This window comes from Rhizobium sp. 05N49 (assembly GCF_056396805.1).
Genome location: NZ_JBFTME010000010.1, coordinates 167878 through 184869 on the forward strand (window position 1 = coordinate 167878; position 16992 = coordinate 184869).

General features: G+C 58.6%; 19 protein-coding genes. 10 read left to right on the top strand and 9 right to left on the bottom strand.

Annotated features, from left to right (window positions below):
• Positions 1 to 38: 38 nt before the first annotated feature.
• Positions 39 to 2420, top strand: coding sequence for a ribonuclease E domain-containing protein (locus AC1DF8_RS21055; RefSeq protein WP_113209885.1), 2382 nt, complete (start codon positions 39 to 41; stop codon positions 2418 to 2420).
• Between the two features lie 86 nt (positions 2421 to 2506).
• On the opposite strand, the gene rpoH is transcribed toward AC1DF8_RS21055, so the two are convergent.
• The gene (rpoH, locus tag AC1DF8_RS21060; RefSeq protein ID WP_478154802.1) at positions 2507 to 3415 is read right to left on the bottom strand and encodes an RNA polymerase sigma factor RpoH; all 909 of its coding nucleotides are present in this window, start codon (positions 3413 to 3415) and stop codon (positions 2507 to 2509) included.
• A gap of 270 nt (positions 3416 to 3685) precedes the next feature.
• Here rpoH and AC1DF8_RS21065 point away from each other — a divergent pair, with 270 nt between their 5' ends.
• Entirely contained in the window at positions 3686 to 3847 is a 162-nt protein-coding gene (locus AC1DF8_RS21065) for an entericidin (RefSeq protein ID WP_478154804.1), read from the top strand.
• 13 nt (positions 3848 to 3860) lie between these two features.
• Here AC1DF8_RS21065 and AC1DF8_RS21070 read toward each other — a convergent pair whose 3' ends face one another.
• On the bottom strand, positions 3861 to 4886 hold the full coding sequence (locus AC1DF8_RS21070) for an RluA family pseudouridine synthase (protein ID WP_112971188.1): 1026 nt from the start codon (positions 4884 to 4886) through the stop codon (positions 3861 to 3863).
• Between the two features lie 42 nt (positions 4887 to 4928).
• Between AC1DF8_RS21070 and AC1DF8_RS21075 the strand changes: the two genes are divergently transcribed.
• Both AC1DF8_RS21075 and AC1DF8_RS21080 read left to right on the top strand, forming a co-directional pair.
• A complete protein-coding gene (locus AC1DF8_RS21075; protein WP_112543977.1) occupies positions 4929 to 5321 on the top strand; it encodes a hypothetical protein in 393 nt (130 codons plus the stop codon).
• Between the two features lie 7 nt (positions 5322 to 5328).
• Positions 5329 to 6153 (top strand): TrmH family RNA methyltransferase, encoded by an 825-nt coding sequence (locus tag AC1DF8_RS21080; protein WP_478154807.1) that lies wholly within the window; start codon positions 5329 to 5331, stop codon positions 6151 to 6153.
• A 6-nt stretch (positions 6154 to 6159) separates the two neighbouring features.
• Here AC1DF8_RS21080 and AC1DF8_RS21085 read toward each other — a convergent pair whose 3' ends face one another.
• Positions 6160 to 7320, bottom strand: a complete 1161-nt coding sequence (locus tag AC1DF8_RS21085) for a coiled-coil domain-containing protein (protein WP_113116680.1) — start codon at positions 7318 to 7320, stop codon at positions 6160 to 6162.
• A 123-nt stretch (positions 7321 to 7443) separates the two neighbouring features.
• Positions 7444 to 8034 (bottom strand): DUF1134 domain-containing protein, encoded by a 591-nt coding sequence (locus AC1DF8_RS21090; protein ID WP_112971197.1) that lies wholly within the window; start codon positions 8032 to 8034, stop codon positions 7444 to 7446.
• A 178-nt stretch (positions 8035 to 8212) separates the two neighbouring features.
• Here AC1DF8_RS21090 and chpT point away from each other — a divergent pair, with 178 nt between their 5' ends.
• Together chpT and AC1DF8_RS21100 are read left to right on the top strand one after the other, a co-directional pair.
• Positions 8213 to 8863: a histidine phosphotransferase ChpT gene (chpT, locus tag AC1DF8_RS21095; RefSeq protein ID WP_183878247.1), complete on the top strand. Its 651-nt coding sequence runs from the start codon at positions 8213 to 8215 to the stop codon at positions 8861 to 8863.
• Positions 8864 to 8976: 113 nt separating this feature from the next.
• The gene (locus tag AC1DF8_RS21100) at positions 8977 to 9339 is read left to right on the top strand and encodes a response regulator (protein ID WP_112543981.1); all 363 of its coding nucleotides are present in this window, start codon (positions 8977 to 8979) and stop codon (positions 9337 to 9339) included.
• Between the two features lie 124 nt (positions 9340 to 9463).
• Here AC1DF8_RS21100 and ctrA read toward each other — a convergent pair whose 3' ends face one another.
• On the bottom strand, positions 9464 to 10165 hold the full coding sequence (ctrA, locus tag AC1DF8_RS21105) for a response regulator transcription factor CtrA (protein WP_003542362.1): 702 nt from the start codon (positions 10163 to 10165) through the stop codon (positions 9464 to 9466).
• A gap of 436 nt (positions 10166 to 10601) precedes the next feature.
• Here ctrA and AC1DF8_RS21110 point away from each other — a divergent pair, with 436 nt between their 5' ends.
• Positions 10602 to 10952, top strand: coding sequence for a flagellar export protein FliJ (locus AC1DF8_RS21110; protein ID WP_112543982.1), 351 nt, complete (start codon positions 10602 to 10604; stop codon positions 10950 to 10952).
• Between the two features lie 117 nt (positions 10953 to 11069).
• Here the strand turns inward: AC1DF8_RS21110 and AC1DF8_RS21115 are convergent, their stop codons facing one another.
• Positions 11070 to 11348: a GNAT family N-acetyltransferase gene (locus AC1DF8_RS21115; RefSeq protein WP_112971184.1), complete on the bottom strand. Its 279-nt coding sequence runs from the start codon at positions 11346 to 11348 to the stop codon at positions 11070 to 11072.
• 54 nt (positions 11349 to 11402) lie between these two features.
• On the opposite strand from AC1DF8_RS21115, the gene AC1DF8_RS21120 reads away from it, so the two are divergent.
• Positions 11403 to 11918, top strand: a complete 516-nt coding sequence (locus tag AC1DF8_RS21120) for a paraquat-inducible protein A (RefSeq protein ID WP_478154811.1) — start codon at positions 11403 to 11405, stop codon at positions 11916 to 11918.
• A gap of 20 nt (positions 11919 to 11938) precedes the next feature.
• Here the strand turns inward: AC1DF8_RS21120 and sciP are convergent, their stop codons facing one another.
• A complete protein-coding gene (sciP, locus tag AC1DF8_RS21125) occupies positions 11939 to 12214 on the bottom strand; it encodes a CtrA inhibitor SciP (RefSeq protein WP_007533628.1) in 276 nt (91 codons plus the stop codon).
• A gap of 398 nt (positions 12215 to 12612) precedes the next feature.
• Here sciP and AC1DF8_RS21130 point away from each other — a divergent pair, with 398 nt between their 5' ends.
• Positions 12613 to 13359 (top strand): LuxR C-terminal-related transcriptional regulator, encoded by a 747-nt coding sequence (locus AC1DF8_RS21130; RefSeq protein WP_478154814.1) that lies wholly within the window; start codon positions 12613 to 12615, stop codon positions 13357 to 13359.
• Between the two features lie 23 nt (positions 13360 to 13382).
• On the opposite strand, the gene AC1DF8_RS21135 is transcribed toward AC1DF8_RS21130, so the two are convergent.
• Complete coding sequence (locus AC1DF8_RS21135; protein ID WP_112543986.1) at positions 13383 to 14099, bottom strand: sugar transferase; 717 nt, start codon at positions 14097 to 14099, stop codon at positions 13383 to 13385.
• A gap of 680 nt (positions 14100 to 14779) precedes the next feature.
• Positions 14780 to 15580, bottom strand: a complete 801-nt coding sequence (cysQ, locus tag AC1DF8_RS21140; protein ID WP_478154815.1) for a 3'(2'),5'-bisphosphate nucleotidase CysQ — start codon at positions 15578 to 15580, stop codon at positions 14780 to 14782.
• Between the two features lie 507 nt (positions 15581 to 16087).
• Between cysQ and AC1DF8_RS21145 the strand changes: the two genes are divergently transcribed.
• Entirely contained in the window at positions 16088 to 16990 is a 903-nt protein-coding gene (locus AC1DF8_RS21145) for a branched-chain amino acid ABC transporter permease (protein WP_029869102.1), read from the top strand.
• The last annotated feature ends 2 nt before the right edge of the window (positions 16991 to 16992 follow it).

Sequence of the window (16992 nt, forward strand, 5' to 3'; positions counted from 1 at the left end):
CCGTTCGGGAGTATGCCGGACTTCTTGAGAAAGTACTGATGGCGGATTTTATTGCAGTTATTCGGCGGGCGGTCGACGGCCTGTCTGAAAATACCCCCGAGATGCGGGTGAAGGTCTACGAGCGTGCGCGCGGCGCGGTGCAGCGGCAGCTCGAGAACATGAAGCCGCGTCCGCCGGAAGCCATGCTGCAGCGCCAGCTTGAAAAGCTCGAGGCCGCAATCCGCGAAGTCGAGGGTGAACATTCAGAAGCGGGGCCGATCGACGAACCGATTGCAGCCGCTCTGGAACCCGAAATCCACGAAGAGCCTGCGGCAGAGCATGAGCCTGTCGCAGAGGCGGCTCCCGTTGCCGAGGCACCTGTCTACGAGAGCGATGAGCGGCAGGGCGTAGAAGATACCGCCAGCGAGCAGCCTGCCGAGCCGGAAGAGGTCGTTCAGGCGGCCGCTCCCGCCGAGGAGGTGGTGCCCGAGCATGCTGAATGGCATCCGCCTCATGAGGAAGAAGCGCCTGCAGAAGAATGGCGTGCCCCGGAGCAGGCAGAGATTCATGCCGAGCCCGAGAGCCGTCATGAGCCGGCGGAAGAATATTATCCAGCGGAAGGCCGGCCTGAAGAGGTCGCTGCCGAGCCGGTGGCCGAAACCACCCATGAGGTTGAAGAGGAGCTTCAGCGCGAGGACGATCATCAGCCGGCTTCGCGTGGCCTAGACCGTGCGTCCAATCGGCTCGTTGAGCCGATGGCCGATTTCGAGCCGCAATCGCAGGCGCAAACCAGCGACTTCATCGAGCACGCGCGCGAAGAACCGGTTGCAGTGGATGCAGCAGCGCATTTCGATCGCATGTGGTCCGAGCCGGCTGCCGACACGCCCGCACCTTTGCCGCAGGAGGCCGAGACCGAATGGGCGCGCGAAGAGCTCCATTCCTATGCCGAGACCGCGCCTGCCGTTCCCGCCGATGCTTCGGCACGCGCTTTCGATGAAATCTCGACGCTCGGAAATGGTGGTTCGCCGGCCGTCATGCCGGCAGCCAAGGAAAACTTCTCCTGGGAAGCTGCCGCTTTCGACGATCTGCCGCCGATCGAGGCAGGCACGGACAAGAAGACACCAGCTTCCGCGCATTTCGACGACGTCGATATCTTTGCGGAAGTGCATGCCGGCAATGGTTCCGCTTCTGCAGCTCCCGCACCGGCCGCGACGCCGAGCGAAGACTGGCGCGAGGCGCGTGCGCTGCGTGGCTACGACCGCCGCAATGCTGCCGCCGATGACGATGACAGCAATCCGCCGATGGATCTGGACCAGATCGTCGCTTCCAAGCTGCAGGGCAAGAGCTTCCGCATGGAGCCCAAGCGCCGCCGCTTCGGCATCGGCACGATCCTGGCCGTCCTTGTGACGCTGGGCATCCTTGGCGGCGGCGCCTATGCCGGCTGGATGAACCGCCAGGCGGTGATGGAAATGGTCGATGGTCTCGTCAGCTCCGCACCGTCACAGGCGGCGCGTGATGATACGGCAACGCCGGCGACGACACCTCCGGCGCAGCAAAACAGCGCGCCGGCCACGACCCAGTCGCCAGATCACAGTGCTACAACACCGCCGGCGCGACCCAACCAGGAGGTTGCCTCGCTGGACGGTTCGGCTGCCAATAGCAAGTTCACACAGCGGCTGCTCGCCGATGGTACCGAAGTCGACAACGGTCCGGCAGCCGTACCGGGAACGCCGACGGCGGAAGGCAAGTCGGTTGCCGAGCAGAACGTCGCCGCAGCCGATACCAGCTCGCCGAGCGTCCAGTCCGATGCTGCGCCTGCGGAAAACTTGACGCCGAATGGCCCTGCAGCCGCACCTGCTGCGCAGAACACGCCGATCGGCGCTACGGAAAAGATGTTCCTCTATGAAGAGCGGATCGGTGAAAGCTCGCCGACGGCGATCCAGGGTTCGGTCGTCTGGACCGTGCAGCATGAAGCAGGACAGGATGGCCGCCAGGAAGCGACCGTGCAGGGCAACGTCACCGTGCCGGAGCGCAATCTTTCGGCGCTGGTGACCTTCAAGCGCAATTCTGACCCGTCGCTGCCCGCAAGCCATCTCGTTGAAATCGTCTTCTCCGTTCCGCCGAATTTCGAAGGCGGCAGCATCGACAGCGTTCAGCGCATCTCGATGAAGCGCACGGAGCAGGATCGCGGCGATCCGTTGATCGCAGTGCCGGCCAAGATCACCGACGATTTCCACATGATCGCGCTGAATGACTATCCGGATGCGCGCAAGGCCAACCTGGACCTGCTTGCCACACGTGACTGGATCGACATTCCGATCACCTATCGCAACGGCCGCCGTGCGCTTTTGACCATGCAGAAGGGCGCCACAGGTGGAGATGCCTTCAACACGGCAATCAAGGAATGGACGGCGCTCGGAGACCTCTCGACAAGCCAGTAAGGCCAGTCGCCCGAACCTCGGAAATCACGCAAAATAAAAGGCGGGCCGCAAGGACCCGCCTTTCTGATTTCGAATGCCGAACCAGCTTATGCGGTGGCTTCGACCACACGCACTGCCTTGGCACGCTCCAGCGCGTCCTTGCGGACCGCATCCTGCACCTTTTCAAAGGCACGGACTTCGATCTGGCGGACGCGCTCGCGGCTGATGTCGAACTCGGCCGAAAGGTCTTCCAGCGTCACCGGATCTTCGGCGAGGCGGCGGGCCTCGAAGATACGGCGTTCGCGGTCGTTCAGCACGCTCATGGCCTTCGACAGCATGCGGCGACGGGTATCGAGCTCATCCTGCTCGATCAGCACGTCTTCCTGGCTGTCATGGTCGTCCACGAGCCAATCCTGCCACTGGCCGCTATCACCTTCGGAGGCCTTGATGGGAGCGTTCAGCGATGCGTCGCCGGAAAGGCGGCGGTTCATCGAAACGACCTCTTCCTCGGAGACGTTCAGCTTTGTCGCGATCTCGGTCACATGCTCCGGCTTCAGGTCGCCGTCATCGATGGCCTGGATACGGCCCTTCAGGCGGCGCAGGTTGAAGAACAGGCGCTTCTGGTTCGCAGTCGTACCCATCTTCACCAGAGACCATGAGCGCAGGATATATTCCTGGATCGAGGCCTTGATCCACCACATTGCATAGGTGGCAAGACGGAAACCACGTTCCGGATCGAACTTCTTGACGGCCTGCATGAGGCCGACGTTACCTTCGGACACGACTTCACCGATCGGCAGGCCGTAGCCGCGATAGCCCATGGCGATCTTCGCAACAAGGCGAAGGTGGCTGGTGACGAGCCTGTGTGCTGCATCGCGATCGCCGTGTTCTGAGTAACGCTTGGCGAGCATGTACTCTTCCTGCGGCTCCAGCATCGGAAATTTACGGATTTCGTCGAGGTAACGATTGAGACCGGCTTCGCCGGCGGTAATGGACGGCAAGTTATTTCGGGCCATGATGCACCCTCCTTATATGGATTCCGGTTCCCGATGGAACGCGCCCTCGCGCTAAAGGCAAACCGGGACATGCGGCTCTCTCCAAGCCCGCAATAAGTCTATGTACAGATAAGTATGGCGAAACAGGGATTCAAGGTCGCCCCGGCGTTCACGAGGGCGTTATCCGGGCTCGGCCAGAGTGAGCCGGAGGCATTGATTTTATTGGCTGCTGCCGCATTTTTCCGGTGGCGTCGGCACTCTTGCCCCAGGCGCTTTCATGAGGGGAACCAGATGATCAGATCAGCCTTTGCCGCCATACTGCTGCTTTCGCTTTCCACTACTCTTACATCCTGCGGCAACACTGCAAGGGGACTTGCACAGGACGGGCGCGACACCAGCCACGCCCTCGATAACGCCACGCATCGGGTTCTGGGCGCCGGCTCCAAGAAGTAACAGCGACTATCGCTCATCCGCGCAAGGCGTCAGCGAGCTCCACCATGTCATCCGGCAGCGCTACTTCGAAATGCATCACCTTGCCTGTGCGCGGATGCTCGAATTGCAGCATGTAGGCATGCAGCGCCTGGCGGTCGAACGCTTTGACGATCTTGCGGGCCTCGTCGGGCAGAAGATTGGCCTTGGTCCTGAAGCCGGCGCCGTAGACGGCATCGCCCAGCAACGGATGGCCGATGTGTGCCATGTGGACGCGGATCTGGTGCGTGCGGCCGGTTTCCAGGTGGCATTCGACGAGGGAGGCAAGCGCGCTCGCATCCGGGCTTTCATGGAAGCGCTCGAGCACTTCGTAATGGGTGATCGCTTCGTCGGCGCTTTCGTTTTCGGGGCGCTTGACGGCGCGGCGGGTGCGATCGCCGGTGGCACGGCCGAGCGGCGCGTCGATCGTTCCCGAGAGCGAGCGCGGACGCCCCCAGACGATCGCCTGATAGGCGCGTTCCAGCGGCATGGTGCGGCCGTGATCGGCAAACTGCAGCGAAAGATGGCGATGTGCCATATCGTTCTTGGCGACGACCATGACGCCGGTCGTATCCTTGTCGAGGCGGTGAACGATGCCGGGGCGCCGCACGCCGCCGATGCCTGAGAGGGTGTCGCCGCAATGGTGGATCAGCGCGTTGACGAGCGTGCCTGTCCAGTTGCCGGGGCCAGGATGGACGACGAGGCCGGCCGGCTTGGAAATGACGATCACGTCTTCATCCTCATAGAGGATATCGAGCGGGATATTCTCGCCCTTTGGCGCCGGATCTTCGGGCTCCGGCAAGGTGATCTCGTAGCTGTCGCCGGCCCGCACCTTTCGTTGCGGATCGGTAACCGGTGCGCCCTTCAAAAGAACCTGGCCATCCTTGATCAGCGCCTTGATGCGGCTGCGGGAAAACTCCTCGCCGACCTGTGCTGTCAGCCAGGCGTCCAGGCGGCCTTCGGCGGTCTCGTCAGCGGTCAGGACTTTTCTATTGTCATCTGCTTGTTTAAAGGGGTCGCTCAAGACGCTTCTTCTCCGACGTATTTTTAGAACGGGACGCCATAGATGACGAAATTCGAGCCAGCTGACGATGAGCAGGAAGAAAAGCCCCTTGACCCGGCTATGGAAAATGTCCGGCGCAAGATGGTTCGCCTGCAGATCGTCTCGGGCGCCATCATGTTCGTGAGCCTTATGGCGGTCTTCGGTGCCGTTGTCTACAAGGTGACGCGCACGGAGCCATCCCAGGCCACAGCATCGACCAACTCTTCGGGCGTGCCTTCGGACGCGCCGGTGGCGGTAACGGCTTCGCTGCCGCTTGGCTTCAAGATCGAGCAAACGTCGCTTTCGGGCGGGCAGATCCTGTTTTACGGCACTGATGTCAATGGCAAGCGCAAGGCGCTGGTCTTCGACATCAAGGCGAGCCGCATCGTGGCCGACATCACGCTGTCGGGCAATTGAGGCCGGTATGGCCGCGATACCGCACACGATCGAAAGTCCCGAGGATCCGCGGATTGCGGAATTTCGCGATATTCGCGAACGCGACCTGACTGGCCGGCAGAACCGCTTCATCGCCGAAGGCACGGTCGTGCTGCGCATGCTTGCCGAAGCGCATGCGGCGCGCAGGGGATTTTCGGCCGAGAAGATCCTGCTGCTGCGCAATCGGCTCGACGGAGTGTCCGAGATTCTCGAACGCTTTCCCGATGACGTGCCGGTCTATGTGGCGGATGGCGACGTTCTTGATGGTATCGTCGGCTTCAACATGCATCGCGGCGTGCTCGCCCTTGGCCGCCGGGAGCAGGCAGCGGAAAGTGTCCTTCTCGACGCGCTGCCTGGTCGGGCGCTTGTCCTCGTCGGCTGCGGCATTTCCAACCACGACAATGCCGGCTCGATGTTTCGCAACGCCGCTGCCTTCAAAGCGGATGCGATCCTGTTTGATGAGACCTGCTGCGATCCGCTCTACCGCAAGGCGTTGCGCGTTTCGGTCGGCTCGGTCCTCAGCACGCCCTATCATCGCGGCGGTAATGCGCTTGATCTTCTCTCGAGCCTCGCCGGGCGCGGCTTTGCAATCTGGACGCTATCGCCACGCGGCGAGACGGATATCCGGCAGATACCGGCTTCCGATCGCATGGCGCTCGTCGTCGGCACCGAGGGTGAGGGACTGCCGGAGGCCGTGCTTTCCCGTTTTCGCACTGCGCGCATTCCGCAATCTGAAGGGCTGGACAGTCTCAACGTGGCGACAGCGACCGGCATTGGTCTCTTTGCCATATCTTCGGCTATGGCTCGAATCTGACAGGGGTCAGCGCTGCGGATCGGCGATGATCGCAGCTGCGCGGTCAGCGAGATTCACGCGGTCGTTCGCTCCCTTCTTCTCTCCGCTGTCAGGCAGGAGGGAGAGGATCGGAGAGGACGGACCTTCGTTGAGCGCCGTAAGCGCCACCATGCTGGCGGCGATCGAGGTGATTTCCTCGCGAAGCGCACCATCGCGACTGGTATTGTTTCTTGCCTTCTGCAGGTGATCTGCCAGTGCCGCGCTGCGCCTGCGGACATTGTCGCTCATCTGCGCCGTGATAGATGTGAGATCGAGTTCCGAGGTTTCGGCTTCGCTGCTCGCTTCGGCGGGAAGATCGGCAACAGCGTTGGCAAGACCGGCATCGCGCAGCAGCTTGGTGACCTTGCGCAGCTCGGCATTGGCCGCCTTCAGCTGGTCCTTCAACTTGGCGATTTCCTGCTGCCGGCGGCCGAGCAGGGCTTCTTTGTCCGCGGCGGAGGCGGTTTCTCGGGCGGCCTTGTCCTCGAGGCGAATGACCATGTGCTGCTGCTGGCTGAGCTTCTGCTCGGCATCCTTGGCGCGCTTCTGCAGAACGGTCACGTCCTTGCGCATCGTATCGCGTTCGTCGCGCATGGCATTGGCGCGAAACTTCAGGTTCTCAGCTTCAGTCTCGCGGGCGGCAAGGTCGATCTTCAGACTGTCGGCCTGTTCTGCAAGCTTGGAAAGCCGCGCACGCAGCGTCTCCAGCTCGCTATCCTTGTTGGAGCCAGCCTGTTCGGCAATATGCAGGCTCGTCTTCAGCTGGCTGATATAGTTTTCGTCCTTGCGAAGATGGGAACGCTGCTCGGCGGCCTCCACCTGCATTTCGCCGATCTGCGCGCGTGCCTCGTTGACTTCGGAGGCCAGCCTGCCGGCATCGACGGCGAGCGCGTCATGGCGCAGCTGCAGGGAGAGCGACTTCTCGCGTTCGCGCTGCAGATCCTGCGCAGTGCGGGCATTTTCAGCGGCGTAGAGCGCGCGCACCATGTCCTTCTGCGCCCGCACTTCCTGCGGGCTCAACGGCATCGTCGCCTTGAGGCGGTTCTCGGTGTACCAGACGATGCGGCGATGGACAGCAGGCGAGACCAGAAAGACGAGGAAGGCCGCGGTCAGGAAACCCAATCCGAACAAAAGAGCATATTCGATCACGGCGCGGCCATCGCTTCGAAGGTTGATACAGTCCGTTGATTAAGCACGCAGGGGGCACATCGGCAAGGCTGCGGGCGCCGGCAGGACCATATTCCCAGGAATATTAGCGCTGATCTGAGCTTTTCAGAAGGGGTTCCACGTCGGGTTCGGGGTGACCTTCAGGTAGCCGACATTGATGCCGAGACGGGCGCCGACACCGGTGCGGATCGGTACGACCAGAACATTGTTGTTCTTGAGAAGCGTCATGCCGAAGCCGGCGATGACATAGGCCGAGCCGCTGACGCCGCCGAAGCGGGCATAGATGGAATCGATGGACGGCAGGTCGTAGACCAGCATCATGACGCGCGAGCCCTGGCCGCCGTAGTCAAGACCGAGAGACGGACCCTGCCAGTAGAGCGGGTGTTCGCCTGCATTCTTGGTGTTGAGCTGGCCTTCGCCGTAGGTCAGGCCGGCGATGAAGGCGCCGCCGCCTTCCTGGCCGAGAATATAGCCGTTCGGCAGGCCATATTTCTGGAAGGCGCTTTCAACGACCTTGGCAAGGCCGCCGCTGGTCTCGCCGAAGAAGGAATGACCGGCATCGACGATTTCCTGCACTGTATACTGGCCGTTGCTCTGCTGCGCTGCGGCCTGCCCTGTAATCATCATCGACGAGATCACGATTGCGGTCAGCAACTTGCAGAAGCCGATAAATCTTCCGAGAAATTGGAGGCGCATGATGTCATCCATTCGTCATTGTCAGGAGTATTAGCATTTGATGCATTTTGCGCCGATCGTCTTAACAATCGGTTTACCAAATATGGTGTCATTATGGCGGTGAGTACGGTCGCAAACTTCGCGCAATTTTGATCAGGCACACTACCGGGTGGAATGACACTGCCGCCCTCAGGAGACGATGATGTCCAAGAACCCCAATCTCACTCTGTCCGGTCCGGACCTGGCAGCACTTCTGTGCAGCCGCGTGTGCCATGACGTGATCTCACCAGTCGGCGCCATCAACAACGGCCTGGAGCTTCTGGACGAAGGCGGAGCAGATTCGGATGCGATGGATCTCATCCGCACCAGCGCACTGAATGCCTCGGTCCGTCTCAAATTCGCACGCCTTGCCTTTGGTGCTTCCGGTTCCGTCGGCGCCTCGATCGATACCGGTGAGGCCGAACGTGCGGCCAAGGATTTCGCTGTGGCCGAAAAGAAGACCGAGGTGACCTGGAGCGGTCCGCGCGCGATCGTCGCCAAGAACAGGGTCAAACTCCTTCTGAACCTTTTCCTCGTCGCATATTCTTCCATACCGCGCGGCGGCAATCTGGATATCACTCTGGAAAATCCCGAATTCGATGCAAGCTTCAAGCTCGTCGCCAAGGGCAAGCTGATGCGCATGCCGCCGAAGTTCATCGAAATCGCTACCGGCACTGTCGAAGAGGCTATCGATGCGCATTCGATCCAGCCCTACTATACCGTGCTGCTGGCTGAAGAATGCGGCATGGTTCTGGGTCACGAAGTCAGCGCCGAAGAGATCATCTTCACTGCCAAGATCGCTGCAGCGTAGTTTACCAATTGCTGATCGAAGCAGCGGCGGTAACGATTCCTTAGCCTGATCAACCTATCCTCGAAGGTCAGGAAGGCCCTCGATGGAGACAGCGCGAGGGATAAGGAGCCGCCATGCAGAGATTCATGATCACCGACAGTTCGGACATCGTTCGCAAGGTCGGCAAGCGAATCCTTTCCGAACTCGATTTCCTGGTCAGCGAAGCGTCGAATGCCGAAGAGGCGCTGCAACGCTGCCAGGCCGAGCTTCCCGAATATCTGATCGTTGATTCAGGTATGGAGGGGGCGCTCGAGCTCATCGCCGCCATCCGCGCCCTGGACGGCGGCAAAGAGGTGAAGATCTACTATTGCGTCATCGAAGCCGACCTGAAGAAGCTTATGGCCGGCAAGCGGGCAGGGGCAACCGACTTCCTGCTGAAGCCATTCGACCGCAAGATCCTCACCGCCGTGTTCGGAAATCGCGCAATCGCCGCCTGAGCAGGTTGCGCAAATCGTTAACGCAAGCCGTCCTTCCGGGCGGCTTTTTCATTTCGGGATAGAGCACCAAAACAAAAATCCCGCCACAAGGGCGGGATTTTTAGGGATAAGCGGATTTGGCGGATCAGGCGGTTTCGGCGTATTCGGCACCATCGGGCTCGCGCAGCACATAGCCGCGACCCCAGACGGTTTCGATGTAGTTGGCGCCGCCGGCGGCATTTGCAAGCTTCTTGCGCAGCTTGCAGATGAAGACGTCGATGATCTTCAGTTCGGGCTCGTCCATACCGCCATAAAGGTGGTTCAGGAACATTTCCTTGGTGAGCGTGGTGCCCTTGCGGAGTGAGAGAAGCTCCAGCATCTGGTATTCCTTGCCCGTCAGGTGAACGCGCTGGCCGCCGACTTCGACGGTTTTTGCATCGAGGTTGACGATCAGTTCGCCGGTCATGATAACCGACTGTGCATGGCCCTTGGAGCGGCGGACGATCGCATGGATGCGAGCGACGAGCTCATCCTTGTGGAAGGGCTTGGTCATGTAGTCGTCGGCACCGAAGCCGAGACCGCGAACCTTGTCTTCGATACCGGCCATGCCCGAGAGGATCAGGATCGGAGTCTTGACCTTCGACAGACGGAGAGTGCGCAGCACTTCGTATCCGGACATGTCGGGAAGGTTCAGATCGAGAAGGATGATATCGTAATCATACAACTTGCCCAGATCCACGCCTTCTTCGCCGAGATCTGTCGTATAAACATTAAAACTCTCAGATTTGAGCATCAGTTCGATGCTCTGCGCCGTAGCGCTATCATCCTCGATGAGAAGTACCCGCATAATTATCCCCTTTACCGCCGCCGAAAGGTGGCATGGCCCCCTACGCGATACCGAATAAGCTACGTGATTTGGAAGCTGCCACGAAATGGTTAACAAATTCTAATTCACTCTGGCAAGGAGTATCGAATTTATTAAATAATTTTTCCATTTCTCTGTTTTCCAATGGGAATCTCGAAACCCAGTTCTCAACTTTGACATTAAGAAATCGAGCTAAGTGATTCATCCGACTCGCTAATGAAAAGGTTCGGTTTTCCTGTCCTGGTGTTTACCGAGCCTTAAATCATCTCACCTATCATTAACGATGCCCGTAAACGAAAGGTTACCAGCGGTAGGTTTTTGTTAATATCGCAGGAAATTTTTCGGCAAACCGTGTCAAAGCGGCGCGCAAGGGCGGTTTCAAGTTGAGCCGGGGTCTCGCATCACGGGAGTAATGCGTATGAAGTCGCGAGAGAGCCTCGTTCGCCTGAAAGAGTTTCAGGTTAACGAAAAGCGTCGTCAGCTGCAGCAGTTGCAGATGATGATGTCCGAGTTTGAACGGATGACGAAGGATCTGGAGAGCCAGATCGTCGTCGAGGAAAAGAAGTCCGGTATTTCCGACCCGAATCACTTTGCATATCCGACCTTCGCCAAGGCCGCACGTCAGCGCGCCGACAATCTTCAGGTTTCGATCAAGGAACTGAAGGTTCAGGAGGAGGCGCTGGAACTGGCGCTTGAGGAAATGCAGGCGGAATATGCCAGGGCAACGGCGCTCGAAGAGCGCGACGGCGCAGTTCGCGCCCGGGCCTGACGAATATTGCAGGCGCCGGTCCCGGCGCCCTGGGGGATAACCACAGAAGCCATGCATGACGGGCAAAGTGTCCGTCATGCATGGCTTTTGGTGTTTCTGTCGTGTGAGGTGGCCTCTTCAGTTTACCACGTCGTTCCATTCCGGATGGCGCTGCGCCTGTGATTTGAAGAAGGGGCAGAGCGGAATTATCTTCCAGCCGCCCTGGCGGGCTGCCTCGACCGCGTGGAGGGCGAGTGCCTGGCCGACGCCTTTGCCACGCAAAGCGTCCGGCACGCCGGTATGATCGATGATGATGAGTTTCGGCGATGTCCGGGAATAAGTCATTTCCGCTTCATGGCCTTCCAGCACCGCAACGTAGCGGCCGCCGGAGGTGTTTTCCTCAATCCTGATATCCATGTCCGTGTCTCCTGACGAATTGTGTGGTCGGGAACGTGACACGACGGCATCGGCATGCCAAGCCGTGGCGGTGGGAGACAGTGTGTTCAAAAGGGGAGGCGGGAATTGAACAGGCTTTTGGTGATCCGGCCGGTTCTATTGGTGACGGCGCCGTTTCTGCTGGCGCTCGGCCTTGTGCTTCCGCTTATCCGTTTCGAGAAGCTCTGGTTCTTCGACGAGACGCCGTCGCTCCTGCAAATCGTGGTTTCGCTCTGGAATGGCGGCGACGTTGCGCTTGCAGCGCTGGTAGGGCTCGTCTCGATCGTACTGCCGGTCTTGAAAATGATCGGGATCGCGGCTGAATTGACGGCTGCCGGCAGCACCGGCAGCTTGTTTTATCGCAACGTCGTGCCGCATCTGTCCAAGTGGTCCATGATGGATGTGCTGCTCGTTGCGATCGTGATTGCGGCGGCGAAGACGACAGGACTTGCGAATGCGTTCACGCAGCCCGGCCTCTGGTGTTACGCGGCCTCGGCAATGATTTCGGGCCTTCTTCATTCCCTCAAGGGAAATGCGTCCGGCCCGAAATGATCAAATCGAAGGGAGTGGGGTCAGTGGCGGTACTGCTGGATGCGCGTGGTGCGCAGGCCGGCAAGGCCGTGGCTGTTGATGGAGGACTGCCAGGAAAGGAATTCTTCGACAGTGAGCGTGTAACGCTCGCAGGCTTCTTCCAAGCTCAACAGGCCACCGCGCACAGCCGCGACAACCTCTGCCTTCCGGCGGATGACCCAGCGCCGCGTATTGGGCGGCGGAAGATCCGCAATCGTCAGGGGGCTGCCATCGGGGCCGATGACATATTTTACTCGGGGACGTATCATTTCGGTCATTGGACTCTCTACACAACGCAAGACCACGGGTGCCACTCTAACTTGCCACATTTAAAAATTGCCTAAACGCATCGTAAGACTTTGATAACAACTTTAGACGCGCGTCCGAGGCTGATTTGCCGGCTCCTGCCGTTGCGTCAGTTTGACCCGGCTGCATGGGAGCCATGCGGAATAAATGTTACATATTATTTTCCGGACAATTTATAAGCGCTGCAACATAAGCATGAGCGCAAAGACTTCGTCTCCGTTCTTCTCGCAGTATCATTGAAGATTGCCGTTTGAATGCTTCGTATCCTTCGGATGCGGGGCAATCGCCGTCTTTCGTGATCGTCCGGCGCGTCCAACCCGCGGCCGGCTGCGAGACCGAGCCGAAGCCAGGCCCGTGAAGGAACGAGAGAATGAAGAGACGTGAACGCGCAGTCCGCGACTGCGCCGATGATGCTGCATTTTCGCCTTTTGGAGCCCGTTCTGCGGGCGTTTCCGCCGTCGACGGCGCAAACCGCCTGGACGAGCTGGCGAAAGCTGCGGGGTTCGAGTTCTACCTGTTTTCCGTATTCCCGCGTGGGGACAGGACGGCCTTTCTCGAAAACAAGCTGATCAGCAACTGGCCTCAGAGCCTCGTCAACTTTTACGAGGAGGCGGACCTCTTCTATTGCAGCAAGCTGGTCGCAGTCATGAAACAAACCATCATGCCTGTCTTCTGTGAGGAGGGCCCTTTTGGTGGCAATGCAGCGAATCAGGAAAATCGCCGTCTGAACGCGATGTTTCAGATGCACGGACTGAAGCATACCTTTGCCTTCGCCCTGCACGACGCTGACCTGAAACAATACATTTTCGCTTTTTCAGGCGCGCAGGCGATGCCCTCTCGCGAAGAAACAATGGCGCTGCTGTATGGCTGCATGGAGCTTCTGGACACGCTACCGAGCGACGAGAAGCCGGAAGACCAGCCATCGGAAAGCCTGACCCGGCGGGAGATCGAATGTCTGCGCTGGTCGGCTGCCGGCAAGAGCAGCGATGAGATCGCGATCATTCTCGATCTCTCGTCTCATACGGTGGTGGGATATCTGAAGAGCGCGATGCGCAAGCTGGATTCGGTCAACCGCATGCAGGCCGTTGCCCGGGCATTTCGGTATCGGCTGCTGTAACAGCCGATACCCTTCTTTTCCAATCAGAAGCCTTTGCCGCCATTCAGTTCGGAAATCAGCGTTCCGAAGATGATGCGGATGTCCATCAATACCGAGAAGTTCTCGACATAGTGGAGATCGCTGGCGATGCGGGCGCGCGCCTTGGCCGGGCGGTCCGTCGGGCCGCGCAGGCCGCGCATCTGCGCCAGGCCGGTAATGCCCGGACGCATGGCATGGCGGTGATGATATTCCGGAACCAGCTCTTCATAGAGCATGCCACCGGCACGCATGCCGATTGCATGGCAGCGCGGTCCGACAACGGACATGTCACCCTTCAGCACGTTGAGAAGCTGCGGGAGCTCATCAATGTTAGAGCGACGCAGGAAGGCGCCGACGCGGGTGACACGTGGGTCATTCTTGACCGTCTGTGCAACGCCGCTGACATCCTGCATGTCCGTACGCATGGAACGGAACTTGTAGACCTTGATGGCCCGGCAGTTCTTGCCCCAGCGCGTCTGCTTGAAGAGGACTGGACCGGGGCTGTCCATCTTGATCAGGGCTGCGACGGCGAGAAGCAGTGGAGCAAGCACGACGAGCGCGCTGATCGAGGCAAAAATATCGAAGGCGCGCTTCATCAAGAACTGCACGGAGGCAGGTGGCGGAACGATGCTGTCGAGTGCGGTAACTGGGAACCTCGCGTTGCCCTGACGAACAGGCGTAACGCGAAAGCTCTCTTCAGAAATACTCTTGTTAAGGTCCATGACGCTCAAGGATCTACCCTTTGTATTTTGAAGCTTTCGGCGGTGTGATTAGATGGCTTGGTTAGCGCCACATTAAGGCGCCAGAATGTTAGGCGACGTTTAACCCTACTACATCCTAAATTTGCGACATTTGTTTAACCGAGTCCAGAGAAATTTCGCATCGCAGCAAACTTCGCAGTTGCGTTAAGTTTATGCAAAATCAGGAGTTTTATTTTTCAACCGGGGTTTTTATTAGGAATCTTAGGTGTTTGACCGGATTCGGGACGGCAGACGACGGTTGTAATGGTTGAGGGCTACACCGTACCAAAACGCTCCATTGCCCACGGCGCCTGAGAGATCATGGTCCGGCCGAGATCGAATTTGCCGTCCAGCGTGAGGGGATAAGAGCGGGAAAAGTTATCGGCGACGCTATTCTGTAATTAGAAGATTAATTCCATAATTGCGTCTGTGTGTGCCAACATGTTACCGAAGTCACATGATGGCGGCGGCATCAATTGTGGCGAGAACGTGGCAAGAAAACATTCCATCGGAAAATGGAAGGGCGCGCCCTTCGAATCAATCGAACGACCGATTTTGGAAAGTACCCAGGGATTTTTCCGGCCGGAGACATCGAAGAACCGATCGCCGATGACCGCAGGGATATTGCGGCAAAAAAGTTGGAAGACATCGACTTTCTAGGATCACTGCGCCTGCGCGGGTGCAGGTTTCGTACTGCCCCAAGAGACGAAATGGGGATTTGCGAAGTCGAAATCGGCAGCCGCACCGGTTTTGCCGTAGAGGAGCGGTTGGCCGTCCATGGTGACAGTCGATCCGCCGGCTGCGCGCAGCACCGCATCGCCAGCCGCTGTATCCCACTCCATGGTGCGGGTGAACCGTGGGTAGACGTCGGCCTTGCCTTCAGCCAGCAGACAGAATTTCAGGGAGGAGCCGATGTTGGTGCATTTGGAGATGGCATGCCTGGCTAGGAAAAGGCCAGTCTCGGGGCTATCGTGGCGAAAGCTTGCAAGAGCCATGCTCTCTGCCGGCTGCTTGCGCACCTTGATAAGGTTTCGCTCCGTTACTGCAAAGTTTTCGTCGATTACCAGTTTTTCCGCGCTTCCGCGTTCGCCGGAAAAAGCGATGCCCAGCGCCGGGGCGTAGACGATACCGGCGACTGGAATGCCATTTTCCACATAGGCAATATTGACGGTAAACTCCCGGCGCTTATCCAGGAATTCGCGGGTGCCATCGAGCGGGTCGACGAGAAAGAAGGACTTTCCGGCGATGTCGGGCACCTTGCCGGCAGCCACTGATTCTTCGGCGATGACGGGGATCTCGGGGAAATCGCGTTGCAGATGCGCCAGTATGATGCGCTCGGCCTCCTGGTCGGCGATCGTCACCGGACTTTCGTCGGCCTTCATTTCCACCGGGCAGCCGTCGCAGAAGACCTCTATGATGGCCTTGCCGGCTTCTAGTGCCGCCCGTTCGAATGTCTTCAGCATATTCCTGCCGTTCGCCCGTAAATCCGTCTTGAGACTACTGCCGCTATATATAGTCTATCGGAGGTGTTGCCGCACCCCTTGCCGGAATCCCGTAACATTAACACAGGCCCGCGGGATTTGCATGAACCCGTCAGCGGCAATGGTCAGTGAAATGGCATTTGCAATTAATAGCATCTTCGAGTTTGAAATTTCGTCAACTTCCTTACTTGTGGAACAGTTTACGCGCGACGCGAGCGTTTCTGGCTTGGTCCAGTGCACAAAGATTAATTGACAAAGCCGGATCTGGCTAAAAAATTGCCAAACGATGCCGCTTTTGTGTGGATTTTGGTTTGAATTGCGCCATTTACCGCTGTTTGCCCAAGATTCTGGCGCAGTAAATCCTTTTTGTCTTCACATTTCCAACGAAACCGCTATGCAATGCGAGCTAGAGGCTCATGTGAAAGCATGAGCGATAAAACCAATAAGAGATGCAACTTAAATTTGGTTCGCATCCAGGGGAAATGACATATGGAGTATTTCGTCCAGCAGCTCTTCAATGGGCTGACTCTCGGATCCATCTATGGCCTTGTGGCTATTGGCTATACGATGGTTTACGGCATTATCGGCATGATCAACTTCGCCCATGGCGATATTTTCATGCTTGGTGGTTTCGCTGCTCTTATCGTCTTTCTCGTTCTCACATCCATCTTTGCAGGTCTTCCGGTAGCCGTGCTGCTATTGGCGATGCTTGTGGTCGCGATGCTGATGACGAGTTTGTGGAACTGGACGATCGAGCGCGTCGCCTACCGCCCGCTGCGCGGTTCATTCCGCCTGGCGCCGCTGATTACCGCGATCGGCATGTCGATCACGCTGTCCAACTTCATCCAGGTGACGCAGGGTCCGCGCAACAAGCCGATCCCGCCGCTCGTTGGCACGGTCTATAATGTTGGTGGTCTCTCGATCTCGCTGAAGCAGATCATCATCATTGTCGTGACCGTCGTCCTGCTTGCTGCCTTCTGGTATCTCGTCAACAAGACGGCACTCGGACGTGCTCAGCGCGCGACCGAACAGGACCGCAAGATGGCCGCCCTTCTGGGCGTCAATGTTGACCAGACCATCTCCATCACCTTCATCATGGGTGCGGCACTCGCGGCGGTCGCCGGCACGATGTATCTGATGTACTATGGTGTCGCATCGTTCAACGATGGCTTCATCCCGGGCGTCAAGGCCTTCACTGCAGCCGTTCTCGGCGGCATCGGCTCACTGCCGGGTGCTGTTCTCGGCGGGCTGATGATCGGCCTCATCGAATCCCTGTGGTCGGCCTATTTCACCATCGCGTACAAGGATGTCGCTACCTTCGCCATTCTTGCATTCGTGCTGATCTTCAAGCCGACGGGCATTCTCGGCCGGCCGGAAGTCGAGAAGGTATAAGT